This window comes from Desulfoplanes formicivorans (genome assembly GCF_001748225.1).
Taxonomy (GTDB): domain Bacteria; phylum Desulfobacterota; class Desulfovibrionia; order Desulfovibrionales; family Desulfomicrobiaceae; genus Desulfoplanes; species Desulfoplanes formicivorans.
The window spans coordinates 60,390-87,234 of the sequence record NZ_BDFE01000004.1 but is presented as its reverse complement, the minus strand read 5'-3'; the positions used below and the strand labels follow the sequence as shown (position 1 = coordinate 87,234).

Annotated in this window: 26 protein-coding genes and 3 tRNA genes; 15 read left to right on the top strand and 14 right to left on the bottom strand. The window is 55.8% G+C overall.

Features of this window, described 5'->3' with window-relative positions:
- The first annotated feature begins 4 nt into the window (after positions 1–4).
- The 6 genes from DPF_RS00685 to thyX all read left to right on the top strand — a co-directional run bounded on the left by DPF_RS00685 (position 5) and on the right by thyX (position 4,678).
- A complete protein-coding gene (locus DPF_RS00685; RefSeq protein ID WP_069856922.1) occupies positions 5–613 on the top strand; it encodes an RlmE family RNA methyltransferase in 609 nt (202 codons plus the stop codon).
- 229 nt (positions 614–842) lie between these two features.
- The gene (locus tag DPF_RS00680) at positions 843–1,592 is read left to right on the top strand and encodes a YebC/PmpR family DNA-binding transcriptional regulator (protein WP_069856919.1); all 750 of its coding nucleotides are present in this window, start codon (positions 843–845) and stop codon (positions 1,590–1,592) included.
- 45 nt (positions 1,593–1,637) lie between these two features.
- A complete protein-coding gene (gene ruvC / locus DPF_RS00675) occupies positions 1,638–2,147 on the top strand; it encodes a crossover junction endodeoxyribonuclease RuvC (RefSeq protein ID WP_231702100.1) in 510 nt (169 codons plus the stop codon).
- 109 nt (positions 2,148–2,256) lie between these two features.
- Positions 2,257–2,868, top strand: a complete 612-nt coding sequence (ruvA, locus tag DPF_RS00670) for a Holliday junction branch migration protein RuvA (RefSeq protein WP_069856917.1) — start codon at positions 2,257–2,259, stop codon at positions 2,866–2,868.
- A complete protein-coding gene (gene ruvB / locus DPF_RS00665; RefSeq protein ID WP_069856915.1) occupies positions 2,868–3,854 on the top strand; it encodes a Holliday junction branch migration DNA helicase RuvB in 987 nt (328 codons plus the stop codon). Before ruvA ends, ruvB begins: the two co-directional genes overlap by 1 nt.
- A gap of 173 nt (positions 3,855–4,027) precedes the next feature.
- Positions 4,028–4,678: an FAD-dependent thymidylate synthase gene (thyX, locus tag DPF_RS00660; RefSeq protein WP_069856912.1), complete on the top strand. Its 651-nt coding sequence runs from the start codon at positions 4,028–4,030 to the stop codon at positions 4,676–4,678.
- 151 nt (positions 4,679–4,829) lie between these two features.
- Here the strand turns inward: thyX and DPF_RS00655 are convergent, their stop codons facing one another.
- Positions 4,830–5,570: a UPF0280 family protein gene (locus DPF_RS00655; RefSeq protein ID WP_083254373.1), complete on the bottom strand. Its 741-nt coding sequence runs from the start codon at positions 5,568–5,570 to the stop codon at positions 4,830–4,832.
- Between the two features lie 56 nt (positions 5,571–5,626).
- Positions 5,627–6,775, bottom strand: a complete 1,149-nt coding sequence (locus DPF_RS00650) for a glycosyltransferase family 4 protein (protein ID WP_069856907.1) — start codon at positions 6,773–6,775, stop codon at positions 5,627–5,629.
- Between the two features lie 37 nt (positions 6,776–6,812).
- On the opposite strand from DPF_RS00650, the gene DPF_RS00645 reads away from it, so the two are divergent.
- Positions 6,813–7,643, top strand: a complete 831-nt coding sequence (locus DPF_RS00645; RefSeq protein WP_069856904.1) for a glycosyltransferase family 2 protein — start codon at positions 6,813–6,815, stop codon at positions 7,641–7,643.
- Between the two features lie 52 nt (positions 7,644–7,695).
- Positions 7,696–10,299: a tetratricopeptide repeat protein gene (locus tag DPF_RS00640; RefSeq protein ID WP_069856901.1), complete on the top strand. Its 2,604-nt coding sequence runs from the start codon at positions 7,696–7,698 to the stop codon at positions 10,297–10,299.
- 114 nt (positions 10,300–10,413) lie between these two features.
- Here the strand turns inward: DPF_RS00640 and DPF_RS00635 are convergent, their stop codons facing one another.
- From DPF_RS00635 to DPF_RS00610, 6 genes are all read right to left on the bottom strand, one after another.
- Positions 10,414–10,731 (bottom strand): TusE/DsrC/DsvC family sulfur relay protein, encoded by a 318-nt coding sequence (locus DPF_RS00635; protein ID WP_069856899.1) that lies wholly within the window; start codon positions 10,729–10,731, stop codon positions 10,414–10,416.
- Between the two features lie 330 nt (positions 10,732–11,061).
- Complete coding sequence (locus tag DPF_RS00630; protein WP_069856898.1) at positions 11,062–12,792, bottom strand: YcaO-like family protein; 1,731 nt, start codon at positions 12,790–12,792, stop codon at positions 11,062–11,064.
- Positions 12,789–13,520, bottom strand: coding sequence for a class I SAM-dependent methyltransferase (locus DPF_RS00625; protein WP_069856897.1), 732 nt, complete (start codon positions 13,518–13,520; stop codon positions 12,789–12,791). The genes DPF_RS00630 and DPF_RS00625 overlap by 4 nt, the downstream gene beginning before the upstream one ends.
- Before the next feature lie 139 nt (positions 13,521–13,659).
- Positions 13,660–13,734: transfer RNA gene (locus tag DPF_RS00620), tRNA-Gly, on the bottom strand.
- A 3-nt stretch (positions 13,735–13,737) separates the two neighbouring features.
- Positions 13,738–13,812 (bottom strand) — tRNA-Cys (locus DPF_RS00615).
- Between the two features lie 6 nt (positions 13,813–13,818).
- Positions 13,819–13,893 (bottom strand) — tRNA-Gly (locus DPF_RS00610).
- Positions 13,894–14,521: 628 nt separating this feature from the next.
- Between DPF_RS00610 and dksA the strand changes: the two genes are divergently transcribed.
- Complete coding sequence (dksA, locus tag DPF_RS00600; protein ID WP_069857119.1) at positions 14,522–14,884, top strand: RNA polymerase-binding protein DksA; 363 nt, start codon at positions 14,522–14,524, stop codon at positions 14,882–14,884.
- Between the two features lie 106 nt (positions 14,885–14,990).
- Complete coding sequence (locus DPF_RS00595; protein WP_069856894.1) at positions 14,991–16,493, top strand: NFACT RNA binding domain-containing protein; 1,503 nt, start codon at positions 14,991–14,993, stop codon at positions 16,491–16,493.
- A gap of 80 nt (positions 16,494–16,573) precedes the next feature.
- Here the strand turns inward: DPF_RS00595 and DPF_RS00590 are convergent, their stop codons facing one another.
- Genes DPF_RS00590 through DPF_RS00580 form a run of 3 tightly spaced genes read right to left on the bottom strand, consistent with a single transcriptional unit; the run spans position 16,574 to position 18,844 of the window.
- A complete protein-coding gene (locus DPF_RS00590; protein WP_069856892.1) occupies positions 16,574–17,251 on the bottom strand; it encodes a DUF47 domain-containing protein in 678 nt (225 codons plus the stop codon).
- 39 nt (positions 17,252–17,290) lie between these two features.
- On the bottom strand, positions 17,291–18,526 hold the full coding sequence (locus DPF_RS00585) for an inorganic phosphate transporter (protein WP_069856889.1): 1,236 nt from the start codon (positions 18,524–18,526) through the stop codon (positions 17,291–17,293).
- Between the two features lie 45 nt (positions 18,527–18,571).
- On the bottom strand, positions 18,572–18,844 hold the full coding sequence (locus tag DPF_RS00580; RefSeq protein WP_069856885.1) for a TMEM165/GDT1 family protein: 273 nt from the start codon (positions 18,842–18,844) through the stop codon (positions 18,572–18,574).
- 203 nt (positions 18,845–19,047) lie between these two features.
- Between DPF_RS00580 and DPF_RS00575 the strand changes: the two genes are divergently transcribed.
- Both DPF_RS00575 and ybeY read left to right on the top strand, forming a co-directional pair.
- On the top strand, positions 19,048–20,037 hold the full coding sequence (locus DPF_RS00575) for a PhoH family protein (protein WP_069856883.1): 990 nt from the start codon (positions 19,048–19,050) through the stop codon (positions 20,035–20,037).
- Positions 20,024–20,446: an rRNA maturation RNase YbeY gene (gene ybeY / locus DPF_RS00570; RefSeq protein WP_069856881.1), complete on the top strand. Its 423-nt coding sequence runs from the start codon at positions 20,024–20,026 to the stop codon at positions 20,444–20,446. The genes DPF_RS00575 and ybeY overlap by 14 nt, the downstream gene beginning before the upstream one ends.
- Before the next feature lie 169 nt (positions 20,447–20,615).
- Here ybeY and DPF_RS00565 read toward each other — a convergent pair whose 3' ends face one another.
- Positions 20,616–22,304 carry a YcaO-like family protein gene (locus tag DPF_RS00565; RefSeq protein WP_069856879.1) on the bottom strand — a complete coding sequence of 563 codons (1,689 nt, stop codon included), beginning with the start codon at positions 22,302–22,304 and terminating at the stop codon, positions 20,616–20,618.
- Positions 22,305–22,513: 209 nt separating this feature from the next.
- Between DPF_RS00565 and DPF_RS00560 the strand changes: the two genes are divergently transcribed.
- The 3 genes from DPF_RS00560 to DPF_RS00550 all read left to right on the top strand — a co-directional run bounded on the left by DPF_RS00560 (position 22,514) and on the right by DPF_RS00550 (position 25,580).
- A complete protein-coding gene (locus tag DPF_RS00560; RefSeq protein ID WP_069856876.1) occupies positions 22,514–23,224 on the top strand; it encodes a hypothetical protein in 711 nt (236 codons plus the stop codon).
- Between the two features lie 156 nt (positions 23,225–23,380).
- On the top strand, positions 23,381–24,283 hold the full coding sequence (gene argF / locus DPF_RS00555; RefSeq protein ID WP_088178296.1) for an ornithine carbamoyltransferase: 903 nt from the start codon (positions 23,381–23,383) through the stop codon (positions 24,281–24,283).
- Positions 24,284–24,524: 241 nt separating this feature from the next.
- Positions 24,525–25,580, top strand: coding sequence for a response regulator (locus tag DPF_RS00550; RefSeq protein ID WP_069856872.1), 1,056 nt, complete (start codon positions 24,525–24,527; stop codon positions 25,578–25,580).
- 109 nt (positions 25,581–25,689) lie between these two features.
- Here DPF_RS00550 and DPF_RS00545 read toward each other — a convergent pair whose 3' ends face one another.
- Together DPF_RS00545 and fliJ are read right to left on the bottom strand one after the other, a co-directional pair.
- Positions 25,690–26,265 (bottom strand): MotE family protein, encoded by a 576-nt coding sequence (locus DPF_RS00545; protein ID WP_141721029.1) that lies wholly within the window; start codon positions 26,263–26,265, stop codon positions 25,690–25,692.
- Between the two features lie 52 nt (positions 26,266–26,317).
- Positions 26,318–26,770, bottom strand: coding sequence for a flagellar export protein FliJ (gene fliJ, locus DPF_RS00540; RefSeq protein ID WP_069857117.1), 453 nt, complete (start codon positions 26,768–26,770; stop codon positions 26,318–26,320).
- Between the last annotated feature and the right edge of the window lie 75 nt (positions 26,771–26,845).

Here is a 26,845-nt window from a genome sequence, read left to right as displayed (position 1 = left end):
GCATATGAAAAAATACAGGGATCACTATTTCAAACGGGCCAAGCAGGAAAATTATCCAGCCAGATCCGTATACAAGTTGCAGGAGATGGACAAGAATTTTCACCTCTTGCGGCCCGGGCAAAAGGTTCTCGATCTGGGCGCCAGCCCTGGGTCATGGACCTTGTACGCTGCCCAAAAGGTCGGGGCCAAAGGCCGGGTTCTGGGGGTTGATCTCAACCCGGAAAATACCTCTTTTCCCCCGCAGGTGACCTTTCTTCAGGAAGATGTTTTCAATCGTTCTCCCCGGTTCCAGAAGCTTTTGGAACAATGGGCTCCCTTTGACCATGTCATCAGCGATATGGCCCCCAAAACCTCGGGGATCAAATTCAAGGATCAGGCCCTGTCTCTGGAGCTTGTGGAAGAGGCCTTTGCCCTGGCCAGGATCTATCTTGCGGAGGGGGGATGTTTTGTGGTCAAGATTTTCGAAGGACCCGATGTCCACGGATTTACACAGAGCATCAGACCCTGGTTTGCCAAGGTCAAGACCTTCAAACCCAAGAGTTCCCGGTCCGAAAGCAAGGAGATCTTCATCGTGGGCAAGGGATTTAAGCCCGGTACCCGGGCAGAGGAGTGATGTTCTGCCGGGTATGCAGGAGCAGGACGCGGTGAATCGCCTTTTCCCTGCCGCAGGAAACCACAAGAACGAACCAGGAATGCGCTTTTTTGTCGGGTCCTTTTCGGGAGCCTTGCCGGCAGCTGTGTCGGAGTGAGTGTTCCCCGAGAACATGTGAACCCCTGACAGGCGTTTGTGCGTAACGCATGACGTTTTATGAATAAATACGAAATAAAGGAGGAAGCAGTATATGTCCGGACATAGTAAATGGCACAACATCCAGCACAGGAAGGGTCGGCAGGACGCTGCGCGTGGAAAGATTTTCACCAAGGTGACCAAGGAGATCATGCTCGCGGCCAAGGCTGGCGGGGGAGACCCCACCGGGAACAACCGGCTCAAAAGTGCCATTGAAGCGGCCAAGGCCGTGAACCTGCCCAAGGACAAGATCGAGACCGCCATCAAGAAGGGTACGGGCGAATTGGCTGCCGAGGCCATTGAAGAGGTCATGTATGAAGGGTACGGTCCCGGGGGCGTGGCCATTTTGATTGATGCGGCTACGGACAACAAGAACCGGACCGTTGCCGAGGTTCGTCATATCCTGAGCAAGGGGGGCGGCTCCATGGGCGCCTCGGGCTGTGTTGCCTGGATGTTTGACAAGAAGGGCGTTTTGGCCTTTCCCAAGGACGAACACTCGGATGAAGAGCTTTTGGAAATCGGTTTGGAAGCCGGTGCCGAAGATATCGTGGATGACGGTGAAACCTGGCAGATCCAGTGTGCACCCGAGGATTTTACGGCTGTGCGCGAGGCCTTTGTCTCCGCCGGGATTGAACCGGCTGAAAGTGAAATCACCATGATCCCCCAAAATACCGTGGCCGTGGACAAGGAGACCGGTCTCAAACTCCTCAAACTCTACGATGCCCTGGACGAGAACGAGGATGTCCAGAACGTGTATGCCAATTTTGATCTGCCGGATGAGCTGTTGGCAGAGATGCAGGATTGATCATGATGTGTTCCGGGGAAGCATGTCCGGGTCGGGGAGGCGTTTTTGGCCGGTGAGGAGATGGTTGTTCTCGGCATAGATCCGGGATCGCGCTGCTGCGGTTATGGAGTGGTCCGGGAAGTCTCGGGCCAGTTGTCCCTTGTGGCTACCGGGACCATCCGTCCTCCCCTGGACAAGCCGCTGAGCACCCGGTTGGGGCATATCTTTGCTGCCATTGTGAGACTTATCGAGCTGCACGAGCCGGATGTTGCGTCGGTTGAAGACGCCTTTTTCGCCCGTAACGCAGCGTCCGCTCTCAAGCTCGGGCAGGCCAGGGGAGCTGCCCTCACGGCCTGTGCCTACCGGGATGTTCCCGTGCACAGCTATGAACCGACCCTGGTCAAGAAAACCATTGTGGGCTCCGGCCGGGCGGATAAATCCCAGGTGGCGTTCATGGTGGCCCGGCTTCTGGGGTGCAAGGGAAACTGGGCAAAGGATGCCAGTGATGCCCTGGCCATTGCCATCTGTCACCTCAACCACCGGCGGTTGCAACGGCTGTACACCACGCCTGACTGATGGCCGGGTATAGCGGTCAGAAGACAAAAGGGCGGCAACGTGAGAAGGACTTGCATGCCCCTTGCTGTCGGTTGAGGAGCTACCTCTGTTTGAATCTTCGGAGAGAAGAATGATCGCCTATCTCAAGGGAATAGTGCTGCAGAAAATGGAGAGCGGGTGTGTTGTCCTGACCGATTCGGGCGTTGGCTACGAAGTCGGAATGAGCGCCCAGGCCGTGACAAGATTGGGGAATGCCGGGGATGAGGTTGCCCTGTACGTTCAGACCATTGTTCGCGAGGATGCCCTTGCCCTGTACGGATTTGCGACATGGGAAGAGCGTGAACTGTTCAGGATCCTCATCGGTGTCCCCAAGCTTGGTCCCAAGACGGCCATGGCCATGCTCTCCTGTTTCGAGCCCGGCGATCTGGCGGCCAAGGTGGCTGCCGACGATGTCCATGCCCTGACCAGGGTGCCGGGGATCGGTGCCAAGTCGGCCAAAAGAATTGTCCTGGACCTTAAGGACAAACTCTCCGGCTTCACGTCCCTGGCGGCTACAAGGGCCGTACCCGTGACGGCAAATCGAATCTTTGACGATACCCTGGGCGGTCTGTTCGCTCTGGGTTACAGTGAGCGGGAGGCTTCGCCCGTTGTGCGCAAGGTTCTTGAAGAGGAGCCCGATTTGGATGTGGGTGGCGCCATTCGCGCGGCCCTCAAACTTTTATCTTCAGCTGCATCAGCCTGATGACTACTTCAAACGTGCCCTTGGATGACCATATCCGTCCCGGGAGTCTGGATGACTTCATTGGCCAGGACGATGTCCGGGCCAATCTGCGCATTTACCTGCAAGCCGCCAGGGAACGGGGACAGCAACTGGACCATGTCCTGCTCTATGGCAATCCCGGGCTGGGCAAGACCACCCTGGCCCAGATCATGGCTTCGGAACTCGGCGTCAATCTGGTGAGCACGTCGGGGCCGGTTCTTGAACGATCGGGCGATCTGGCAGCCATTGTCACCAACTTGAAGAAGAACGACCTGCTGTTTATTGACGAGATCCACCGCATGCCCGCCAATGTGGAGGAAATTCTCTATCCGGGCATGGAGGATTTCAAGCTGGATCTGATCATCGGGCAGGGACCAGGCGCCAGGACGGTGAAGATCGATCTGGAACCCTTTACCCTGGTTGGAGCAACCACCAGAATCGGTCTGCTGACCTCGCCCCTTCGGGACCGGTTCGGGGTTATCTGTCGTCTGGAATTCTATTCTCCGGAAGAACTGGCGCGCATTGTCACCCGTGCAGCATCCATTTTCGGTATCTCCATTACCCCGGACGGGGCCTTGGAGATCGGACGGCGTTCTCGGGGTACTCCGCGTATTGCCAACAGACTGTTGCGCAGGGTGCGCGATTTCGCCCATGTCAAGGGATGCCAGGTGATTGATGCTCAGGTGGCGGCCCAAGGGCTGGACATGATGGATGTGGATGCCAACGGGTTGGATCAGATGGATCGCAAGATCCTCTCGTGCATCATTTCCCATTTTTCCGGGGGGCCTGTGGGTGTCAAAACCATTGCTGTTGCCTGTTCCGAAGAGGTTCGGACCATTGAGGAAATTTATGAGCCCTATCTTATCCAGTCGGGCCTGCTCAAAAGGACTCCCAGGGGGCGGGTGGTGACGGAAAAGGCGTACCGTCATCTGGGCGTACCGTTTGGTGACCGGGAGAAGAGAAGATAGGGCGCAGGTGGCAGGGCGCAAGTCTCCGGTATGCCCGGGTTGCCTTTGTCCATGTTCCCCTGGTGTTTGGCAGACACCTTGCCGCGCAGAGCCTCGGTGTTTTGGCAGGGGAACACATGATCGGATCGTCATTACCCGGATAGTCACTCACCTTTTATCAAAGGCCAATTGCCATGCGTATTGTTGAACCTTCCTATACCATTTTGCAGATGCCCGATGGGGAACAGATTCTTGCCCATCTGGAGCGGGCGGCCAGGACCTGCTACAAATCAGAAGACAAGATTACCGAAGGGTCGGCCAGAAAACTGATTGCCCGTATCCTGCAGGTCAATCACGAAAGCGTGCTCGAGCATGCCAGCGTCAGCGTGCGCATCGTGTGTGACCGGGGCATTTCCCATGAGATCGTCAGGCATCGTCTGGCCTCCTTTTCCCAAGAGTCCACCCGGTATGCCAATTATGGCAAGGAGAAATTCGGCAAGGAAATTACCGTAATTCGACCTTTTTTCTGGGAAGAGGATTCCAGGGAGTACGCCTTGTGGCTTGAGGCCATGGAAAAGGCCGAAGAAGTCTATATGGCCCTGCTTGAAGCCGGTGCCAGACCTCAGGAGGCGCGCTCCGTGCTGCCCAACAGCTTGAAGACCGAAATCGTGGTGACAGCCAATCTGCGGGAATGGCGGCATATCTTCAAACTGCGTTGTGCTTCGGCTGCCCACCCCCAGATCCGCCAGATCATGCTGCCCATGCTCGCCAGCTTTCACGAGCGGATTCCGGTGGTCTTCGATGATGTGTACGCGACCTTTCGCAAGGACATGGCGCAGGTGTAGGTGAGAGGGGCGGGCAGAGTGGTGGCAGGGCTTTGCTGCTTTGCAACCCTTGCCCATTGTACCGTGATTGCAGGCGTCAACGCATCCCTTTGGGGCGAGCGTTGGCGCTTTTTTGTGTCAACGGGCTGTCTATGGGGGCTTTCGGGATCGGCTAGCCCAAACCGATGAGTTCCATTTCCCCCCTGATGCCTATCTGGCCCTTGCATTGGGCCAGGACCCCCAGCAGTCCCTGGGCACGGAAGGCGTCTGCCATCTCGAGAATTTTACGCAGGTCCTTGCGCGTTCGCAGCTCATTGCACAGCCGGGTTGCCGCGGCATCGGCCAGTGCGCCCGAGCGGGCCCGGGTTACGACCAGATCGCCCTGACCCAGACTCAGGGAATGGCCGATGGATGCTGATGAAGCGCAGATGGCGCAGGGAAAGTCCTCGGGTTGCAGGGACAGACCCAGGGTCATGGCTTGGGTCGGATCCGGGAGCAGGCCGATGGTGCGGGGAACGGCCGAGCGGATATAGATATCCCCGCCATTTTCCACCAGAATGTCCCCGCATTCCGGGCCAAAGGTGTCAGCCACGTCCTGGGCAATGGCCCCGGCTACAGCGGCCATGGGCCCGACGTGCATGGCCTGGGCGGCCTTGAGCATGGCCGTGACCAGCGTCGACTGGTGTGACGTCACGTGCAGGGGAACCAGGGAGGTCAGAAAGGTCGGATGCATCTGGGCATAGGCCATGATGTGACCGCGCAATGCGTGCACATGGTCGAAAATGGGTTCGCGGAGATCCTGGTTGCAGATGATGCACAGATCGGTTTGTTCCACCACCACCTGGAACATGTGTTCTTGTTGGTGGGCATAGCTTGCCCGGTAGGCGCGAAAGGTATCGTTTCGAAGGTTCATGTCCATTCCTGTGAGGGGATCACGGGCATGCCGATCCGGTGGACAGTGCAAAATGCTTATGTGCCGGAAATAGTTGTCCGGTTGTGTGGGGGGTGCTGATCAAGCATGGATTTGTAGATGTCCAGGGTTTGATGAAGAAAATCCTGACCCGAAAGGTGGCTCATGGTTTGAGCCTGTTCCCTGCGCAGGAGGGCAAGAAAGGCTGGTTCGCTGGCGCAGCGGACAAAACATGCGGCCAGAGCGTCAACGTCGCCGGGAGGTACCAGGGCATGGGGTTGCAGCAGATCGGGCATCACCCCCACGGTGGTTCCCACCAGGGGGATGGTACAGGCCATGATTTCCAGGGCGGCACGGGCAATGGTCTCGGACCACAGGGAAGAGACCACTCCAAGATCCAGGGCGCTGATGCAGTCCGTCACATCGGATCGTTTACCCGTGATGACGGTGATATCCTCGATGTGGTTGTCCCTGATCCATTGTCTGACCTGCGCCTCGCTGGTATCGGTTTCAAATCCCAGAAGCATGAGCCGGATGGGTGAAGCATCCCCGAGCATTTTTCTGGCCTTGGCCACGGCTTCAATGGTCTGCTTTTGCCCCTTGACCAGATCAAATCGTCCCAGCAGACCGATGACCAGGTCCTGATCATCATAGCCGAACTCCCGTCGAATCCTGGCGCGTCCCTGGGGACAATAGGTAAACCTGGCCTTGTCCACTCCGCCAATGACCTGGAACAGCCGTTCCGGGCCGAGATGGAATCGGGACTTGAAATGGTTGCTCATCCGGGTATTGGTGGAGATGACGGCATCGGCCACATGGCGGTGAAGAATCTGGTTGAAGATGTTGGCCTTGGGCAGACGCTGGTCCCCCCGGGTGCGCACCAGCTTGAAGGTCCCCTTGTGCTTGCGCAAAAGTCCCCAGAGGATAAAGGATTCCCCCCGGTGGCAATTGACAATGTCTGGGGAAAACGTGTCAATCACCTTGCCGAGATCGCGATAGAGTCTGATCACTCCCAGGGGCGTTTGCGTATTGAGATCCATTGGGCTAATGGGAAGGTCCCATGAACGAGCCTTTTCAAAGGACTCGGTATCCTGGAGTCCCAGGATGAGAACCTCATGTCCGGCCTCCAGAAGCAACTTGCTCAGGTACAATCCGTACCAAGCCGTGGCGTTGAAAAAACGAACATTGACAACCTGAATGATCTTCATGGAAAAAACCTGTTAGCCTGTAACGCGTGTACACCCCATGCCTCTTGTTTCCGTCATCATCCCCACCCATAACCGGTCCGGCCTGTGTATCAAGGCGGTCACCTCCGTGCTCACCCAGACATGGAAGGATGTGGAAGTTCTTCTGGTGGATGACGGGTCAGATGACGATACCCTCATGCGTGCAGCACGCATCGCGGACCCACGTCTTAGGGTATTCAGCCAGGAAAATAAAGGGGTCAGCGCGGCCAGGAATCTGGGGGCGGCTCATGCCTGCGGCCGTTATATCGCCTTGCTCGATTCCGATGATTATTGGCTGCCCACCAAACTCGAACGTCAATTGCGATTCATGCGCGAAGGCGGATTTCATATTTCCCAGACCGAGGAAATATGGATACGCAGGGGCAAGCGGGTCAACCCGAAACATATTCATACCAAGGTGGCGGGTTGGATGTTTGCCCCGTCCCTGGCCCTTTGTCTGATCAGTCCGTCGTGCGTCATGTTGACCCGCGCTCTGTGGGATGAAGTCGGGCCTTTTGATGAAGCCCTGCCCGCGTGTGAGGATTATGATCTCTGGCTGAAAACCTGTTTGCGTGTTCCGGTGGGTCTGGTTCCCGAGGCCCTGGTGGTCAAGACCGGGGGGCGGGCTGATCAGCTGTCAGGCAAGATCATCGGCCTTGATTTGTACCGGATATATGCCATGCGCAATGTGTTGGACCAGGGGGTCCTCAACGACGAGGACAAGGATGAGCTGGTTCGGATGTTACGCATGAAGGCGATGATTTATATCAAGGGGTGTCTGAAACGGGGGCGGTTTGCCGAAGCCCAACGTTTGCGTCAACTCCTTGGGCCAAGGCTGGCTGCGGGGTGAGCCTCCGGTCGGCCGACACTGTTTTTTCACTTTCAATCAAGGATGCTTGGTCGTGCATCAGCTTTCCTCCCTTGTCTCCCAGTTGAAGAAGGCGGAGCAATCCGTTGTTGTTGCCAATGGCCATGCCGTGTGGATTGTTTGGGCCGAAAGTCTTTCGGACACGGTGACTCTCACTTTGTCCAGCTATGGCGGTTGGGAACTTGCCCGTGAAAAAAAACAGGCTTTGTGGTTTTTTCCGGGAGAGGATGTCCTTCGAAGTCTGGCCCAGATATTTACTTGGTCCCAGATCCATCCCCTGGCCATGATGGTTCAGGTATTTTCAGCCAACCTTTTGATCGCCCATGATTTTTCTTTTAGCGTGGCCATTGATCCGGAAATTGTCCAGCAAAAGGTCGGCACTCCCGAAACGTTGGATATCTTGGTTGCTCCGCAAGTGGGGCAGGGGCTTCGCCGTGCGCCGGGTTTGCATTTCAAGCCTGTGCAACGCGCGGGCTTGCCCTCGGGAGAGTGGACCAGACTCCAAGCTGATATCGGATTGGATTATTCCACCGCCTTGTCCTGGTTTTTGATCATCAAACCCGTGGGCAATGCTTTGGACCGAGCTTTTGCCGAAGGTTGGAGGATGTACAGCGCACGCCTGAAAAAGCTTTTTGAACAAATCAAGGTCAATTTCCTGTATACCGACAATATGGAAATTGTACTGTATTGCAAAACCTACCAAATGCTTCAGGCCGTGTGTATGGAGCTCATGGGGCTCATGGCTGACAAGGACGAACATGCGTCGTCCTGGCCTTGTATTTATCTTGGTCTGGAAAAGGGACATCTTCATTTTGGTAAGGAATTGCCCAAAAAGGTCAACGCTCCTTGGGATCAATTGGAGTCTGATTTTATTCATCTTCCCCTGAAAACTGTTTACCAGCTGGGGGCGTCTTTTATGCCCCTTGGCACCCTTTCTCCCTTCAAGGGAAGAAGCAGTATCGACAGCCTGGTGAAAACAACCCTGAAACATGGTGCAACAAGCAGTGACATGGGACTGCTAAAGGTGCTCTTGCCGCATCATGTTTTGGATGGAGACTATTCACCTTGCTTTTATTGTGGCCTGCGGAACCATCCTCCCAGTGCCTGTCCCACACGTGTGTTACGTAATCTCAATGAAACGCTTCATGATGCCCTTGCCGAGTTGGATCTGGAAAGGATGCAGCAGGCTCTTCGGGATATTGACGCCAAAATAGGGGAAAACGGGGTTGATGGAATCAGGGCCGTGTTGCAGGGCCAGGGTGATGCAGCTGTTGTTCTGGCCGCAATGTTCGAGACCAATGCGCCCAGTCAGCTACGGACCATACGCCTGGTGTGGCGGAGTAAGGGAAAGGATTGGCCCCGAGGCCTCAGGGATTTAGCGCCCCAGGAAGAAGATGCCTCCTGGTCGGCCTTGCACCGGTTCCGTAATGGGGATATGGAAACGGCGCTCCGGCATCTTGAACGCTTTGTTCAGGCAAGCCCGAGGCATTACAAGTCCAAAACCCTTGGCGGGTTCATCAGTATGGAAAAGGGGCAGTACAAGACGGCTCTCGGGTTGTGGAAGGAGGCCGAGGAGTTCTGCTTTACCTCGTTACATCGTTCCTACCATTTGTACCTCCGCGCTCGGCTGCATGAGGTCATGCAGGAATACGAGGCCGCCCTGAAATTATACCGAGCTGCCGTGGACACGAGCCCGGCTATGCTTGAGGCCGTGTATCGTCAAGCAGCCTGTCTACTCAAAATGGGATTTACTGAACAGGGGCTGGGTATCTTCATGGATCTCCTCGAGGAAGATCCGCGCTTTATGAATTTGATCCTGATTGATCCCGAGCTCGAGCGTGGGCATCTGCATCTCATGTCTGGTCTTTGGAAACCCTGGAATCAAGCCAGCAAAGCGGCCAAGGCCTGTATTGAGGAGAGTGCAGGATTGACTCGAACCGTGGAACAATGGTTTGCCGTGGATCATCCCGCCCATGATGAGTTCAAAAAGCGTTTGGCAGACATGCTTAAACTTCAGGACAAGGAAAATTATGCCCATTTGGTCCGCCTTGCCAAGGGATGCGAGGTCTTGAGCAAGGACATTCAGAAAAGGGTTGAGAAGGATATCAGGGGCTTGCGCCGAAACTGCAAAACCATGTATCATGAATTGGCAACCATTCAGAATGAGGCGGCATGGTTTCCCTTTTCCCGGTTCATGGGCGGATTCAACAGGGATTTCAATCTGTGTATCCGCGAGTTAAATGCCGTTGGCAGGATGAATTTGTATCACCCGGAAAGTTTCAAGAAGGGGCATGCTGCCATGACTCTGGCTGCTCAGGCCCTTGAACGGTTACGGGAACATTTGAAGAGTTTGGTGTTTATCCGGGACGCCACGTTGTATTTGCTCCTGTTCGGGAAAAATTTTTTGTGGATCGAATTGATTTGCCTGGTTTCGTCCATTGCAGTGGTGCCCTTGGTGACCATGTGGGGGCTTAAAACCGGTCAGCCGTGGGGTCATATTTTGGATGCGCAAAAGTGGGTGATTCAGAAGGTTGTTGTCATTGTTGTTTCCATTTGTGCCATTGGGGGATCGGCCATCTGGACGACTCTTAGCTTTGAGAAGAAACGTAATAAATATCTTGCTAAGCATATCAAATAAAGGAGCAGGTGGTGGCCCTCCTTAACCGCAGACTTGAGGCCTTGTTGCGAACACAAAAAAAGGACAATCAAAAGATTGTCCTTTTTTTTGTGTTCCAACACCCGTAAGGTGCGATTATACGCAGCCGGTGGGTTTGGGGAGACCAGCCATCTTACAAGCTCCTTTACCCGGTCCGGAGGGGAACAGCTCGTAGATGTGTTTCAGCTTGAAGCCGGTGACCTTGGAAAGGATACGAACCATGGGAGCGATACCGTTTTTCTTGTAGTAGTCCTGGAGAAAGTCGATGACCTTCTGATGTTCCTCGGTAATTTCCTTGATGCCTTCGCTTTCCTTTACAAAATCAACCCATTCAGGACACCACTGTTCGAAGTTCAACAGGAATCCATCTTCATCGACGTCAAACTGCTTGCCCTCATATTCGACCATTGCCATACGAATAACCTCCTTAAATGATTAGTGAGATTAACGAGTATCACCGTACTGCTAATCTGCTGTAACAAGTTCCTCTCTTAAGGTTATGTAACGCCAGGCCTGTGATGGATGTCCAATAGGACTGTCAGTTCACAAGCCCTTCATGCATCTTCGCTTCAGGTGTATAGACGAAGAATCTGTTTCCTGCAAGAGGATAATGCCGGATTCCGTCATCCGATGCCACCTGAAAGAAAAAAGATCGCATAAAAATGACTTCAACCCAATAGATGTCAACGACGTGATTTGTCAACGACTTTTGGGCTCGATTGCGTGATAAAAAAAGGCCGGGTCTCAGCTTTGGGAAGTCAGGTCCACCAAGTGTTTCCAGGCAAATTCGATGGTCGGATCCATGGTCACCGCCTCTTGGAGACAGGCAATGGCCTGGTCGGTCTTCCCTGTTTTGACATGGCACAGACCCAGGTTGGCCATGTCCATGGCAGAACCGGCATCCAGGGCCAGGGCCTTTTGGAAGCAAAGGGCTGCCTTGTCAAACTCGTTCAGCTTGAAAAGGCAAACACCGTAAAGGTTGTGGTACTCTTTGACATCATGTTGTAATGAGATGGCCCGTTTCAAATGAGGAATGGCCTCTGTCCATTGGTTCTGCAGGGTCAGACAATGTCCCTGATAAAAGGCGGACATGGCCCGGGTTTCATCATCGGGCTGGACTTCCTCGGAAAGGGCGAACAAGGCTTGGGCCTTGTCGGGAAAGCCCTGATTCAGGGACAGTTGCGCCCGGTAGAACGGTAGAAAGTGGGCTTGGGGAAAAAGTTCTTCCAGCCGGTCCAGCTTGGCGGCAGCCTCATCCAGGGGCGAGGTGGCAATAATCTTTTTGCCTGTGAGCATGCCCACGGAAGCGTGGGGTGTGCGTTCCCTGAAGGCAAATCCCGGGATAAATGTATAGTGGGTGGGGATGCCCAGGGCCTTGAGGGTTGTTGCCACGGAATAGACCGTGAATCCCTGTTGGGCCAGGGCCCTGACGGTATGTTCGAGCTCCTGGGCAATGTCATCGGAAGCCATGACGGGCAAGTCGGCAAGGGTGCAGCAAGGCCCTTTGGTGATCCATTCGATCTCCTCGAGACTGTTGTATTTGGAAAGCCCGGAGGGTTCATAGGTTGTCTTGCTTTCAAAGTCGCCGGCTAGCTGGGCCACTTCGGTCAGGGCACGAATGGCGGCCTTGGCCGGTGAGGTGGCCGTACCCGCGGTAAAGACGATTTCACTTTGTTGGGGAAAGGTTGTCGGATCATAGGCCAGGGCCGCTACGGTGGGCAACGGCATGCCGCAGGTCATGTCCTTGAGGATGACCTTGATGCCTTGGGCCACGAATTTGTTCACAAGATCCACAAGCACGGGATCGTCATGTTCGTGGATGGAGATGGTCGGCAGGGTGGGGTGATCTCTGTCGGCCAGGGCGCTGACATGGCGTTCCACAAGTTCGCAGGTGGCCTGAAGAATGGACTCGGCGTCCGTGTTCCCGGCCGACGAACCGTTGTACTCGTTGAGCTGCCTGAACCAGTCCAGGGGAGCCATGACCTCGCGTCCGGATGTCAGGTCAAGGATTTTGCAGAACTGCCAGGGAATGAGGTCGAGGGCCGCTGCTGCCTGCTGGGGCGTGCAGGTGTCGCCGACCGAATGCAGGATCTCTTCGATGGGAATGAGGTCCTGACCAAAGGCCTTGGCCGCCTCTCCCCAGGTCATGGAGGAAAACCGCGATTTCTGTTTCCAGAAGGTGAAGAAGTCGTAGCGTTCCATGAGTTCCATGAGCGCGGAGGCCTCGGCCTGTTCCGGAGAGGTTCCCTTGCCCATTTGTTTCCGTCCGGGCATGACCGCCTTGGCATCGGTTCCGCAGATGCTCATGTATACGGGAATGCCAAGGCGTCCCGTATCGATTCTTCTGTTTTCGGCCAGGATGTTGCGGCCACTTCGGGCAAGGGCCTGTTTCACCCGGGCAATGGTTTGTGCCGGCGAGCAGGCTTTGTCCAGATCCTTGTGATACGCCTTGGGGCAGGAACCCAGGGTGATCATTGGGCATTGACCTCGTTTTTGGGGGTGAGACGATAGAGCGTGGCTTTGAAGGGGTGTTCTTCCTCGCCTTGCTTGTACCCGACCTGTTTGATGCCGATTTCGAAAAAGGGTGCTGCCTGGGTAAGGAAACGGGTGTTCTGGCGGGCGGCGTCCCGGGCAAACAGGGCCATGCCCCCGGGAACCAGGCTGTTGCGCAGAAAGCGGACAATTTGTGGAGCGCTGTCCTTGAGATAAAACACTTCAGAGCCCAGGATGGCATCAAACGGTTGGTCCGTGTCCTGGGTCAGGATATCCAGGTGCTGGACCGTGGCGTTTTTTTCAAGACCGTTTTTGAGGACGTTGATCCTGGTAAAGAGCAAGGCGTCTTCATTGGTATCTGTAATGACCGTGGTGAATCCTCTGGCTGCAGCAACCAGTCCGGGGATGCCCAGTCCCGCTCCGATTTCCAAAATCCGTTTGCTGGCGGTTGCCGGGATCTGGGTCATGGACAGGGCCAGAATCGTGGAGGCTGGCCAGATTTTGGCCCACAAGGGCAGTTCAATGGTTTCGCCTTGTCTGGACTGATTCGCCAGCCGGTCCAGATAGTCGGTCATATTTTCGATATGGGTGATCTCAAGGGTATGCTCCCCGATGCGCACGGGTTTGAAGACAATGGAAAAACGTTGTCTGGCTCGGGCCAGCAGGTCTTCAAGGGATGCATCGGCAAACAGGGGGGATGTGGTGGCCATGGGAGTGTCCTCGTGCAAGAATGCCGGTACGACGTGTCGGCTGTTGCAGGGCTTGTCAGGGGTGGAGAGCGCGTCTCCACTGGTCGTCCCCGACATGACAAAAGGAAAAGGCCGGATACAATCCGGCCTTGTGCTTTCCTGGAGCGGGAAACGGGATTTGAACCCGCGACTTCAACCTTGGCAAGGTTGCACTCTACCGCTGAGTTATTCCCGCGCTTGGAGGCGGCATCCAGATTTGAACTGGAGAATAAAGGTTTTGCAGACCTCTGCCTTACCACTTGGCTATGCCGCCTGATGTTGGAGCGGGAAACGGGATTTGAACCCGCGACTTCAACCTTGGCAAGGTTGCACTCTACCGCTGAGTTATTCCCGCTCAACAGGGAAGACCTTCTATCCAAGGGCGTATTGGGTGTCAAGGGAAAATGAAAAAATGTGTAAATTTGTTGTCTGGCAGGTAACTATCCGTAAAGAGAGAGCTTTTGGATACGGTCACTGCCGGGTTCCGGGACGCACTGTGGCCAAGGGAGGCCTGCGGAGCGTATGCGTGGCCCTGAAATCGACCTGATTCCGGTTCGAACCAATCCCTCGGGGCGGGAACAGGGTGACGGATCCGGACTGGCCTGGGAGTGACGCACAATTCGTTAGCATGACAGCAAGATCATACAGCTTGTCTGGTTCGACCATGGCCTTTTGGGGTGACCGTTCTTCCTGTTTGGGAGGGACCAGGACGATCGTTTCTGGGGTGCCGACCAGGCATGCTGACAGACGGGCACCAAATTGGGCGTAGACGCAGCAGGTCTTGGCGGGTATACACACAGCGACTGCTGCCAGTGGGGGTTGGTTTGCGGCGGTCTGGCAAGGTCTCCTCTCCCTGATGCTGGCAAATGGTTGTTGTGCCCTTTGTCTTACAGGGAGCATCTACTTTACTTCTTTCAATGTCTTGGGATATACCCGCCCGGATTGAACGTTTTCGCGTCTACAACATAGGGGAGGTCAAGTTCATGAATGCAAAAGATATTGAATTTTTCCGCAATCATCTCAATGAGATGCTTCAGGGAATCCTGCGACAGGGCGAGGATACCCTGGAGGATATGTCTGAAAACCGTGAATCCTATGCCGATCCGGCGGATCGGGCCTCGGCCGAATCCGACCGTACCTTCACCCTCCGGCTCAGGGATCGTGACCGCAAGCTGATCAAAAAGATCGAAGAAGCCATGCAGCGCATTGAGGACGGGACCTTCGGCATTTGTGAAGAGTGTGGCGAAGCCATTGGCATTGCCCGGCTCAAGGCGCGGCCTGTGACAACTCTTTGCATCGAGTGCAAGAGCAAGCAGGAGGAAGAAGAAAGGATGCGGGGCGATTAGTCTGCATTTGAACATGAAACCATGACAAGAGAGACGTGCTGTCCGCAGGAGAGCCGTCTCCATGTCGTGGTCGTCCCCTTTGGGGATCTAAGGACAACACACTTTTATGGAAGCCAATTTTTTCCGGTATGCTGCCAGGGAACTTGCTCCCCGCATTACCGGCATGCGCATCGAAAAGATTTTCGATCCCGCTCGGGGCATCCTGACCATTGACCTGGGCTCCCCCGGCTATCTCATCCTTCACGCCTCCCCTTCACGGGGATTTTTTTTTCTCTCGTCGACCAAACCCGATAACAAACAGCAGCCTTCCGGCCAGGTCATGTGGCTGCGCAAGCGGACCCGTTCCCGGCGCATCAGACAGGTTCTTGTTGACTGGCCTTCCCGCAGGATGGCCTGGCTTTTGGGCAGTCGGCCGTCCATGTACCTGCTCCTTGATCTGCGCAAGGGGGTCTCGCTGGTCAGCGAACTGGATCCGCATTTTGGGCAGGAGCCTGATTGGCCGGACGTGGAGGCCATCGGATCCCATGAGCGCATCTGGGAGACGTACCCTCAGATAACGCCTCCTGTTCGTCATCGCCTGCAGCATATGGGTAACAAGGATGCCCGGGAGTTCCTTGAGCGGCTGCGCAAGGCCGTGCCTCCCTCCTCCTATTGGATTCTGGGCGATCCCAAGACGGCTCGCCTCAGTCTCTGGCCCGATGGTTTCCCAAAGGGCAGGGCGTTCAAGACCGCCCTTGCTGCGGCCGAGAGCTATGGTACGTATGTTGTTGCCGGGATGATCAATGGAGACCGGGAGCAGAAGCGGATTGTGACCAAGCGACTCCGGCATCTCAAAAAGGCCCTGGGACGGATCCAGCGTGATCGGGCTAGGCTTGAAGCAATGGTGGCCGGCAAGGAGTTGGGGCGTCTGTTGCAGGCCCATCTGTATCATGTGGACGGTTCGGCCCGGCTGGACACTGTCTGTCTGGACGACGGGAACGGCAAGACCGTGAGGCTAGATCTTGATCCCTCCCTGACGGTGCGCGAAAACATGACCCGGTTTTTCACCCGGGCCAGAAAGGGGGAACGGGGGCTGCCCCTTGTCGAGGCCCGCAAACAGGTGCTGGTTCGCGAAATGGAACAGGTGCAAAGGACTGCCAGCATGACCGGGGAGAGCGCCCGACCGGCGGCCCAGCGTGTTGCGGGTCCGGCTCCCGGCATCCCCAAAAAATATCGTTCCCTGGCGGTCAATCTCTACAGAACCAGCGACGGCTTCTTGCTCATACGGGGCAGGAACCAGAAGGCCAATCATCACCTGCTCAGCCAGCTGGCCGGTTCCCAGGATTTATGGTTTCACGCCCAGGATGGTCCTGGAGCCCATGTCATCCTGAAGCGGGATTTCAGTACCCAGGAAGTGCCCCGAACCAGCCTGGAGCAGGCCGCCATCATCGCGGCCCTGTCCAGCTGGCAAAAAAACGCCGCCAAGGCGCAGGTCATGTGCGCCCTGGTGAAGAACGTTCGCAAGATCAAGGGGGCTGCTCTGGGTCAGGTCCTTGTCGACCAGGTCGAAGAAAGCCTGATGGTGGACATGGACGCGTCCCTGGAAGAACGTTTGAGGATTAGGCCCTGAAACACACGGGTGACAGGATCTTGTGCTCGCTCCAGGGGTAAGGCAGACGCCTCAATCCCCTGCTGGTTCTGTCTTCCCTTTTACCTAGCTATCATGGTCCGCAGGATATCGGCGCAATTTTCGCTGTCGTGGCTCATGGTCACCAGGCAATCCACGAAATGGATAAGCTGGTAGATGTCCTTGAAGTCCATGGTCGAGTTGTAGATGGCCGAGGTCAGCTTTCTGCTCAGTTTTTGCACATCGTGGTGCTGCCTGCGTACGGCCTGGAATTTTTGCTTGATGGCCATCCTGTCCACGGTTTCGCCGTGAACAAAACCAATGGTGTCCCGCAGGGCCGGTCCCAAAAGTTCGGTGGTGTTTTTGACTTCTTCCAGAAGGTCAATGAGCATTTTCTGGAAGGTTCCTTCAGGAATGGCCACCTGGCGCATGCCAAGCCATTGCAGGGCTTCCTGGGCCGAATCCAGGATATTGTCCTGACTTTTGGTGTAGTTGAGGAACAGGGTCTTGTCGACGGCCATGAACAGGCGTCGGGGAAGGTGGTTGCGAATATTCCTTTTGATCAAATCGGCATGATTCTCAATGGCGTCGATTTCCCTCGTTAATTCGGTGAATTCACGGCAGGCGCCCACGCCGGAAACGTAGCATTCCAGGGATTCGCTGATGACATAGATGCATTCTGCAATCTTGTCGTAGTGCTCGACCAGCCCTTCCATGGGGGATTTGGGGGACAACAGGCCGAAAAAGGGAAGCTTGGACATATGTTGTACTCCTTGCTGGAAAAAGGTCTCGATTCTCTATCAATAAATGGTCCAACGAAGCATCTGGAATATGATGATCGAAGTGAACGCGGCAATGGGAACGGTCAGCAGCCAGTAGATAACAATTCTGCCCAGCACGCCGAAATCAACAGCAGAAAATCCTCTGGCCAGTCCCACACCGACAACCGCGCCAACCGTTGCATGGGTTGTGGAAACCGGAAGGCCCATGTTGGAGGCGGCCAGTACGGTGCTGGCCGCTCCAAAATCAACAGCAAATCCGCGGGTATTGGTCAAACGGGTGATCTTGTCCCCTACCGTGGACATGACCCGATGCCCGAGTACGGCAATGCCCGTGGCGATGCCGAATCCGCCCAGAACAAGCACGGGCATGGGTATCTGGGCCATGGCCAGAAGCTGGTGTTCACGTGCGATGAGATAGATGGCCGCCACCGGACCGATGGCATTGGCCACGTCGTTGGCCCCCTGTGACAGGGCCACATAACAGGACGTGCCTACCTGGAGTTTGCGGAAGATCCGCTCCACGCCTTCGGCCCCTTCGCTTTCGTCGCGCACGATCCGGTTGACCCAGATCCTGCCCAATGCCCAGACGCCCAGGGTCACGATGGCGGTAATGGTCAGGCCCACGAAAACGGGAAGGGCCATTTTTTTGCCCACCGGCGTCTTGTACAAAAAGGAAAGGACTACCAGGGACACGGTGAAGCCCATCCATATGGGTCCCCATTTCTTGGCCTGGTGGATGAATCGCCGGCTGAAAAAAATGGTTCGTCTGATATGGCTGAAGATGAGAAAGGCGATGGTTGCCGCGGCAAAGGGAGAGATGATCCACGAGAGCACGACTCCACCCATCTTGAGCCAGTTGATCACGTCGGGACCACCGGCCACGAGCCCGAATCCCATGATGGCTCCCACAATGGAGTGGGTGGACGAGACCGGCAATGCCGTCAGGGTGGCGATGAGTACCCATATCCCGGCCGCAAGCAGGGCCGAGAACATCCCGATCATGATCAGTTTGGGATCGGCGATCTGTGCCGGGTTGATGATGCCCTTGCTCACCGTGGCCGTGACATGGGAACCCAGAAAAACAGCTCCGACAAAATTGAGAACGCCCGCGATGAGCACGGCCTGCCTGACCGAGATGGCCTTGGCGCCCACGGCAGAGGCCATGGAATTGGCCACATCATTGGCGCCAAGATTGAAGGCCATGAGAAAGCCTCCACCTAGGGAAAGATAAAAAAATATGTCGTAAATATCCATGTGGAGAGTTCCCTCTGACTGGTGGTATGCGGAAGGAGTGGGAGGTTAGATCTTGTCCGCAAACATGAGCAACCCGATACCCACGAACATGGTCGCTGCCACCTTCTTGACAATGTTTTCCGGAACGTACTCGGTGATGACCTGTGCCAGAAGTACGCCTATCAGGCTGACCAGAATGAGTGCAGCTGATGCGCCCAGCCAGACGGTCCACGGTTTGTGGGTTTTGGCTGCCAGACAAATGCAGGCCAGCTGGGTCTTGTCGCCGATTTCTGCGATAAAGAGGGTCAGGAATGTGGTCAGAAAGAGTTTGAGATCCATTGAGCGGTTGTCGAGGTTTGAAGGGTTGCGTCTTGTTTACGTCGCATTGAACGTCCTCGTAGCGGATTTGATCTGCACTTGCCAGCATTGATTTGACCATTGGACGGGTGGGCACAAACCGGATAGACAGCGTCCCAGGCACGGGTCAGCAAGGCGACCTGAGCGGTATTTGCTGTCTGTTCTCAACTCAACCACGTGATCTCATGGAAGCATCCTTTACCCTTCATTTCGAGGACGCCCAGAGCGCCCGGGAACTTTTTGGCCCCAGGGACAAGAATATCCGCTATCTTCGGGACAAAACCGGCGTGGATATTCAAACACGGTCGACATCCGTGTTCCTCGCGTTCACCGACAGGGATCAGGGCGAACTGGTCCGTTCCACCCTGATCCAGTTGTACGAACTGGCCCGGACGGGGCATCGCATCCATACCCAGGATGTGGATTGCGCAATGCGCATCCTGGCCAGGGAACCTGACACCTCCCTTGGGGAGTTTTTCCGGAAGAATCTGTTTGTGGTTTCTCCCAAAAAGACCATCAGTCCCCGCACCGTGACCCAGCGGGATTATCTCGCTTCCATCAGGACAAACGATCTGACCTTCGGCATTGGCCCGGCCGGAACGGGCAAGACCTATCTGGCCGTTGCCCTGGCCGTGTCCGCGTTTCTGAAGAAGGAGGTCAAACGGGTCATTCTGACCCGCCCGGCCGTGGAAGCGGGCGAAAAACTCGGGTATCTGCCCGGGGATCTGGTGGAAAAGATCACTCCGTATCTGCGCCCCCTGTACGATGCCTTGCACGACATGCTTGAGGTGAGCAAGGTTCAGGAAATGCTCGAGACCGGGCTCATCGAGGTGGCGCCCCTGGCCTTCATGCGTGGGAGAACCCTGAACAACGCATTCATCATCCTTGACGAGGCCCAGAATACCACGCCCGAACAGATGAAGATGTTTCTGACGAGAATGGGCTTTGGGGCCAGGGCCGTTGTCACCGGAGATGTGACCCAGATCGACCTCCCGGGCCGTGCCCCCTCGGGGTTGGTCCAAGCGGCCAGGATCCTGCAGGGCATAGAAGGCATCGGATTCGTCCGTTTCAAGGACGACGATGTCATCCGGCATCCCCTGGTAGGCCGCATCGTTCATGCCTACGACCGGTTTGCCCGCACCGACCCGGAGGAGCCAGAACATGATCCATCTTGAAACCCAAGCACGGTTGAACCCGACCCTTCCTCTTTGCCGTTCGGAATTGTTGCCGCTGCTGACCTCGATTCTCACATGCCTTGGTCTGCAGGACCGGGACTTGGTGCTCCAGTGTGTTGATGATCGCCGCATAGCTGCCCTGAACAAAGCCTTTCTGGGCTGTACCGGTCCCACCAATATCCTCAGTTTTCCCGTTTCTCCCGAAGACAGCGCAACCGTTCTCGGCGAGCTTGCCCTGTCCATTGATACCCTGACCCGGGAAATCCATCTCTATGGTCAGGATCCACGAGAGCATCTTGTTCGTCTTCTTGCCCACGGTATCCTCCATCTGGCCGGCTACGATCACGGGGAAACCATGTATTCCCTCACGGAAATGGTTGTTGCGGACGTTTGCAACCCTGCTGATTGAGTCGAGGTTCTGATCTGTTCGGGACAGGAATGGCCCCTGTGCGGGTTCGGCTGGTTCCGGCTGTTCCCCTGACAAATAGGCCGACCCGATCTGAAAACAGCCCACCGTCTGCCAGAATGCAATGTCGCTGGCGGACGGTGGGCTGATGGTTTTTGGGGGGATCTGGCTGTTACCGGTTTGGGGTCAGGTGCAGGTACTGATTGTACAGACGTGGGCTGACCCTTGAGAAATCATCAAAATCGGTCATGATTTCAAGGCCGGGGATGATGGCACGGACCACGGGAAAGCCCAGTCGGCGGCAGGTGAGATCCGCATAATAGGCCTTGAGACCATGGTGTTCCAGCAGGGTTTCCAGAAGTACCCTGTCGCCTGTGGGTGATCCGGTGGAATATCTTGGCAGGTCCTCGACCCTTCTGACGGGCAGGTCCCTGGGATCACGCCGGGATGCTGGTCCGCCCGGGAAGGGGTAGGGGGTCTCTGTCATGGCTGCCACCAAGGCCTTGTTGCCATCAAGATGGGCGGCCGTGCCCATGATGATCTGCCCGTCCGGTGCGATGACATAGCATCGGTAGCAGGGCACACCCAGGTGGCCGGTGATATCCTGGAACTGGATTTCAATGCCCAGATTGGCGTACCGTTTGAGCAGTCTGTTCAATTCGGGTTCGTCCGAGGTGATCCTGAAACACCTGGAAGGATCGAAGAGCTGGGTTCCCTTGCAGTCCCGTTCGATCACCTCGACAATGGCATTGGTCTTGGCCTGGTCCATATCCGTTCCCGAGGCCAGGCCTGTGGAGCTCAGACCGCTGAACAGATCGGGTTCGTCCAGGTTGGAAAACAAAAAGGCGCATTGGACAGGAATATGAACGGTTTCGTGATCCTGTCCGGCGTGGGAGTGGCCCTCCATCCAGTACAGGGATTCTCCCGCGTAGGGCGCTTCAAGACAGAGCTTGCCCGGATCAAGGGGATGTTTGCCCTGGTCGCGCAGCTCCTTGTAGCTTCCTCGTACAAGGGGATAGCGTCGGGCACACCCGGTGATCACGCCGTCGCTGACGGTTGCGTAGGACGAAAACCGTTCCACGATTTCCATGGCACAGGAAACCCGTGCCCCTTCAAGGTCCAGCCCCCGGCCGTAGCTTGTCTGCGGACCTGACAGCCGGAAATGGTTGGCACCGCTGGCCGTGCTCACGTCCAGGGTCCAGTTGCGCTGGATGGCCCAGGGACTCAAGGATGCCTGGTGTCGCATCTCCTGTCCGGAGATGGCCCCGATGGAATAGAGTTTGTGCATGGCGTCCCTGAAAACCTGCATGCGCGGGGGCGGGGGGATCGGCGTGACCTTGTCCAGGCTCTGTCTGATGGTGGCAATGGAGGGGGCCTGTGGTGGTTCCCTGGACTCCAGGGCCAGGTCTTTGGCTGTGGCCTGGATGTCAAGGGCATCCAGGGGCACGTGGTTGTCAATGTTTGTGCGAAAGGCTTGAACCAGGATCTGGTGCTGCGGGTGGTCCTCCTGCATAAGAACGCGGCTGTAGTTGAGAGGAGAGAGCCGGGCAAGTTCCTGGCGGGTGTCCCTGGGTATCGTCTCCAGAAGATCGCTTAGATCGGTCCTCAGAAGGCTCACGGTGAACATGAGGGACATGACCATCTGGTCATCTGCAAAATCTTTGTGCAGGGCAAGGATCTCTTTCCGGGAAAGGGGCAAAAGTTTCCTGACCGCAAACGCATGGAGAAAGCTGTCTTGGGGGCGCTGGCCCAGCAGGGTCATGAGCTCTTGGGTATCCGGTTCCTTGAGGGGGCGGGGAGCAAACAGGGCCACGCTGGCGTGACTGAGGACGTGACTGAGAATGTAGTGGATTTTGGGCATGATGTTCGCGGCACCTTTTGGCAGATTCGACAACAAGTGTTCGATAAAGGCCATGCATAGCAGAAATCCCGGCTGGACTCAAAATCTGTTTGTGGTACATGTTGGTTGTTTTTTTGCATGAGTCCTGTCGGCCAGCGGTTGTATGCAATGATTTCCGCTTGTTTCGCTGGTACACACATTTTTTTCATTTCAGGAATGGAGATCAGACCATGAAACGTTTTGCTGTTGCACTGGCACTCCTGGTGGTCATGAGCGGTTGCATTGCCTGGGAACCTGTTGTGGGTCCCCAGATTGTTTATGTGGATCCCCTGGTGGAGCGGGCGGAACCACGGGTCATGGTGGCGCCCCTGAATCCTCCGGCGCGACCCCTCGGGTGCATCTGCTATCCCTTTGAGGTCCGACAAGAAATTGACAATTCCCGGCGTATTGGTGCCGAGCTGGGCCGGGTGGTTTGGGATCATCTCGTTGGCCAGCAGGTTTTCGGACTCATGGTGTATGGGCAATCCCCCTGGACCGGAGTTGCTCATGCCTGTGAACAGGCCCGGGCCCAGGGCGTTGATCTTGTGGCCATGGGAGAGATCACCCGGTTCATGCAGGGAGGGGCGACCGGAACAACGTCCCTGGGTTTCACGTTCAGAATGTACGAGGCAGAAACCGGTATGCTCCTCTGGTCCGTGGCCCTGGCCGGACGGGTGGAAGGCCATCCTGACCGGGACTACATGGTGCTGACCAGCAAGACCCGCATGCCCCAGGCCCCGGAATATCTGGTTGTCGAAACCCTGGCCAAGGATCTGGGTCGGTTGCTCAAGGCCTGGACTTCCGATCCAGCCTGGTCCGGTCCTGAGTCCACGGGGATGCTGCATGGTTTGGGAAGGCCCTCTCCGACATCTTCGGGCCATGCGTCAGGTGCTCACGGGTAACCCCCTCAACGTGCTTGCCGGTGCGTTCCCGGGCGAGTCAGGAAACCAGGAGTTCTTTGCTTTACAATATCCCATGCTCTCGTATATGGCCATTTCTTGGCTTTTTGTCGTTGTGCATGTTTCTGTTTTTTCAACATTTCTACGTCTACCCCATTAATTATGAATCATTTTTTAAGTATCAGGGACCTCAAACAGTCCGAGGCTGTGGCATTGGTTCGCCGTGCCCATGAGATGAAAACATCCGGATTCCGGAGCGATCTTTTGGCCGGCAAGACCCTGGCCCTCATTTTTGAAAAGGCCTCCACCCGAACCCGCACCTCCTTTGAAGTGGCCATCCGCCATCTTGGCGGGCAGACCATGTTCATGACGCCGCGCGACAGTCAGCTTGGTCGCAGCGAACCTCTCAAGGATACGGCCCGGGTCCTTTCCCGTTTTGTGGACGGCCTGGTCATCCGGACCTTTGGTCAGGAAAAACTGGAGGAGTTTGTGCAATACGGCTCCATTCCGGTGATCAATGCCCTGACCGACGAATATCATCCCTGCCAGATCATGAGTGATCTGCTGACCATGTACGAGCGGACTCCTGATTTTGCCGACCTGGTGGTTGCCTGGGTGGGAGATGGCAACAACATGGCTCATTCCTGGATCAACGCAGCCGTGTACTTTCCCTTTCAGCTGAACATTGCCGTGCCCAAGGGATACGAGCCCGATCAGGCGATTTTTGAACGGGCCTCGGAAATGGGAGCCAAGATCTGGATCACCCATGATCCCAGGGAAGCCGTTGAGGGAGCCCATTACATCAACACCGATGTCTGGGCGTCCATGGGACAGGAAGAGGAGCAGAAAAAACGGGAAAAGGCCTTTGCCGGTTTTCAGGTCAATGGGGACATGCTTGCCCTGGCAGATGCGTCATGCAAGGTCCTTCACTGTCTGCCTGCCCATCGCGGGGAAGAGATCATCGAAGAGGTTCTCGAAGGTCCGCAGTCCCTTGTCTGGGATCAGGCCGAGAACCGGTTGCACATGCAAAAGGCCATTCTTGAGTGGGTCTATACGTCGTAACGTACGGCGGGGATGATAGCGCGTTGCGTGATCCCCTTAGAGATAGCAGAACGTGACCTCCAGGGGCTTTCGCGATGAAGGGCGGAAGCACGCAATCAGGGCAGGATCAGCGCTGGCTTTCCCGGTCGGAGGTGCCTGCCCGGCAGTGCATCATGTCTGGCAGGCATGGTCGCCATTTTCATGGCCCGCCTTGACTTCTCGTGTTCCAAGCCGGTGTTTATTGAATCAAAAGGAGCTAGACATGAAGCCAACGGATCCGTCCCTGGTGCATATCCTCGTGGTGGATGATGATCCGCAAATCCGCACATTCATGAAGGATTTGCTCGAGTCATTCCATTATAACTGCGTTGCTGCAAGCAATGCCGATGAAGCCGTGGCCGCATGTGATCACAGGGCCTTTGATCTGGTTCTGTGTGACATTGATCTCAAGGGCGACAATGGCATGGAGTTGGCGAGAAGCCTGCGGAGCAGCTATCCGGACACGGCCATTATCATGGTCACGGGTCTTGATGATTCCGGTTTGGCCGAGACTGCCCTTGATTTTGGAGCCTATGGATATCTGGTCAAGCCGGTGCGGGTCAACGAGGTGCTGATCAACGTAAGCAATGCCTTGCGGCGAAGAAGCCTTGAGCAGCAAAGCCTGCGTCATCAGAAAATCTTGCAGGACCAGGTTGCCGAGCGCACGCGCAAGCTCAACAAGACCCTAAGCGATCTCAGGCGGGCCTTTGACGACATCGTTCATGTCATCTCCCTCACCGGGGAGATGAAGGATGCCTATACGGCCGGCCATCAGCAGCGGGTGTCGGAATTGGCCACAGCCATTGGCCGGGAAATGGGTCTGCCCTATGAAAAGGTGGAGACCATCCGTCTTGCCGGAATGATCCATGATCTTGGCAAGATCGCCATTCCTTCGGATATCCTGGCCAAGCCAACACGGTTGCGGCCCACTGAATTTGCCCTGATCAAGGATCATCCCCAGCTTGGATATGATATTATTTCAACGGTGGATTTTCTGAAACCGGTTGCCAACATCGTGTTGCAGCATCATGAGCGCCTTGATGGCGGCGGGTATCCCAACGGCCTGAAGGGGGATGAGATTCTCCTTGAGGCCAGGATCATAGCTGTTGCCGATGTGGTGGAGGCCATGTCCTCCCACAGGCCCTATCGGGCGGGGTTGGGCCTTGATATCGCCCTGGGAGAGATCGAGGCCAATGCAGGGCGGTTATATGATCGTGACGCAGCAGCCGCGTGTTTGCGACTTTTTCGGCAAAAGGGGTTTGTTCTGGAAAAGGAATAACCCCTTTTATTTGTACCTTGGTGACCGGTGCCAGTGAAAACGCCGGGTTGAATGCTGTTGTGTGCATTCAACCCGGCGTTTGTGCTGGTCTGCCAGTACGGCAGGTTGACTACTCGGCAAAGGGAATCCGCAGATCCGTCAACCGTTCCGAGAGCAATGCCGCTTTTTTGGGAGTGACATAGGAAAGGATTTCGCCAGCCTTGCGGCCGCGCATGCCCGACAAAATTTTGACGGCAATGTCTTCTTCAAGGGATTCCAGGACCAAAGCGGCCTGCTTGGCTTTCATGTTGGAATAGACATCTATCAAGTGCTTGATTTTCTTGTTTTTCATGACGTCAGCCTCGTCAAGCATCTTGCGAATACTGTCCTGAATCTCCTGGGCCTTGCGCAGTTTGGCGTCCAGGATTTTTTCCAGACGGCGCAATTCTTCTTCCTTGCGGTCGAGGGCCTGTTGTTTTTCACGCAGTTCCGTCCATTTCTGCAGGGCACTGCCAAGATCTTCCTGCTGGGCTGAGCCTGGCTTGGTGGTCTCAGGCTGGCTGCCGGACTTGGAATCCGTGTTGCTGGACGAAGCCGTGCTGCCCGGTTGGGTTGTCTGGGGGGGCTGGGCCGCCTGGGCCTCCACCACCCGGGTCGCCTGGATCCGGGGCAGAAACGATCCGCTGGGGGCGAACCAGTGGTTCATCCCGTAACAACCCAACAGGAAAAGCTTGATCAGGCCTACGGCAATCAACGCTTCAAACAGTCTGGGGACCCGCTTTGTCGAAGCGGAGGGTGGCTGTTTCGTCGAATTCCTTTTGTTCAAGGGCTCGTTCCTTGTTTGCATGTTCTCTGGCCTGGTTTGTTTTGAGTTTTTCAAGAAGCTTGCGGTCTCTGGCGCAGGCGATGAGGTGCGATCGTTTTTTTTCCACGTCCCGGGCATATTCCCCCAGAAGTGTCTCTGCCTGTGCACGGTCTTGCTCAATGCGTTTCTTGTAGTTGCCCCACAGCCACAATTCGGCCTGGGTCATGCTTTGCTGCTGCATGAACTGGGCATCACAGGTCTGCTGTTGGGCCATAAGCTGCCTGACCAGTCGGCCCTGATGTTCATAGCGAGTCTTGGCTTGGGAAAAGGCCAGCTGGGCCTGCTCTTCCTGCTGGAGACGATACTGCAGGATGGATGCGAGTTTGAAGACAAAAGACCGACTCATGGGCAGCTCCAAGCTGGTTTCATGCCAAAAAATCTGTGAGGCCCGTTGTTGGACAATGAATGTGCCTCATTACAT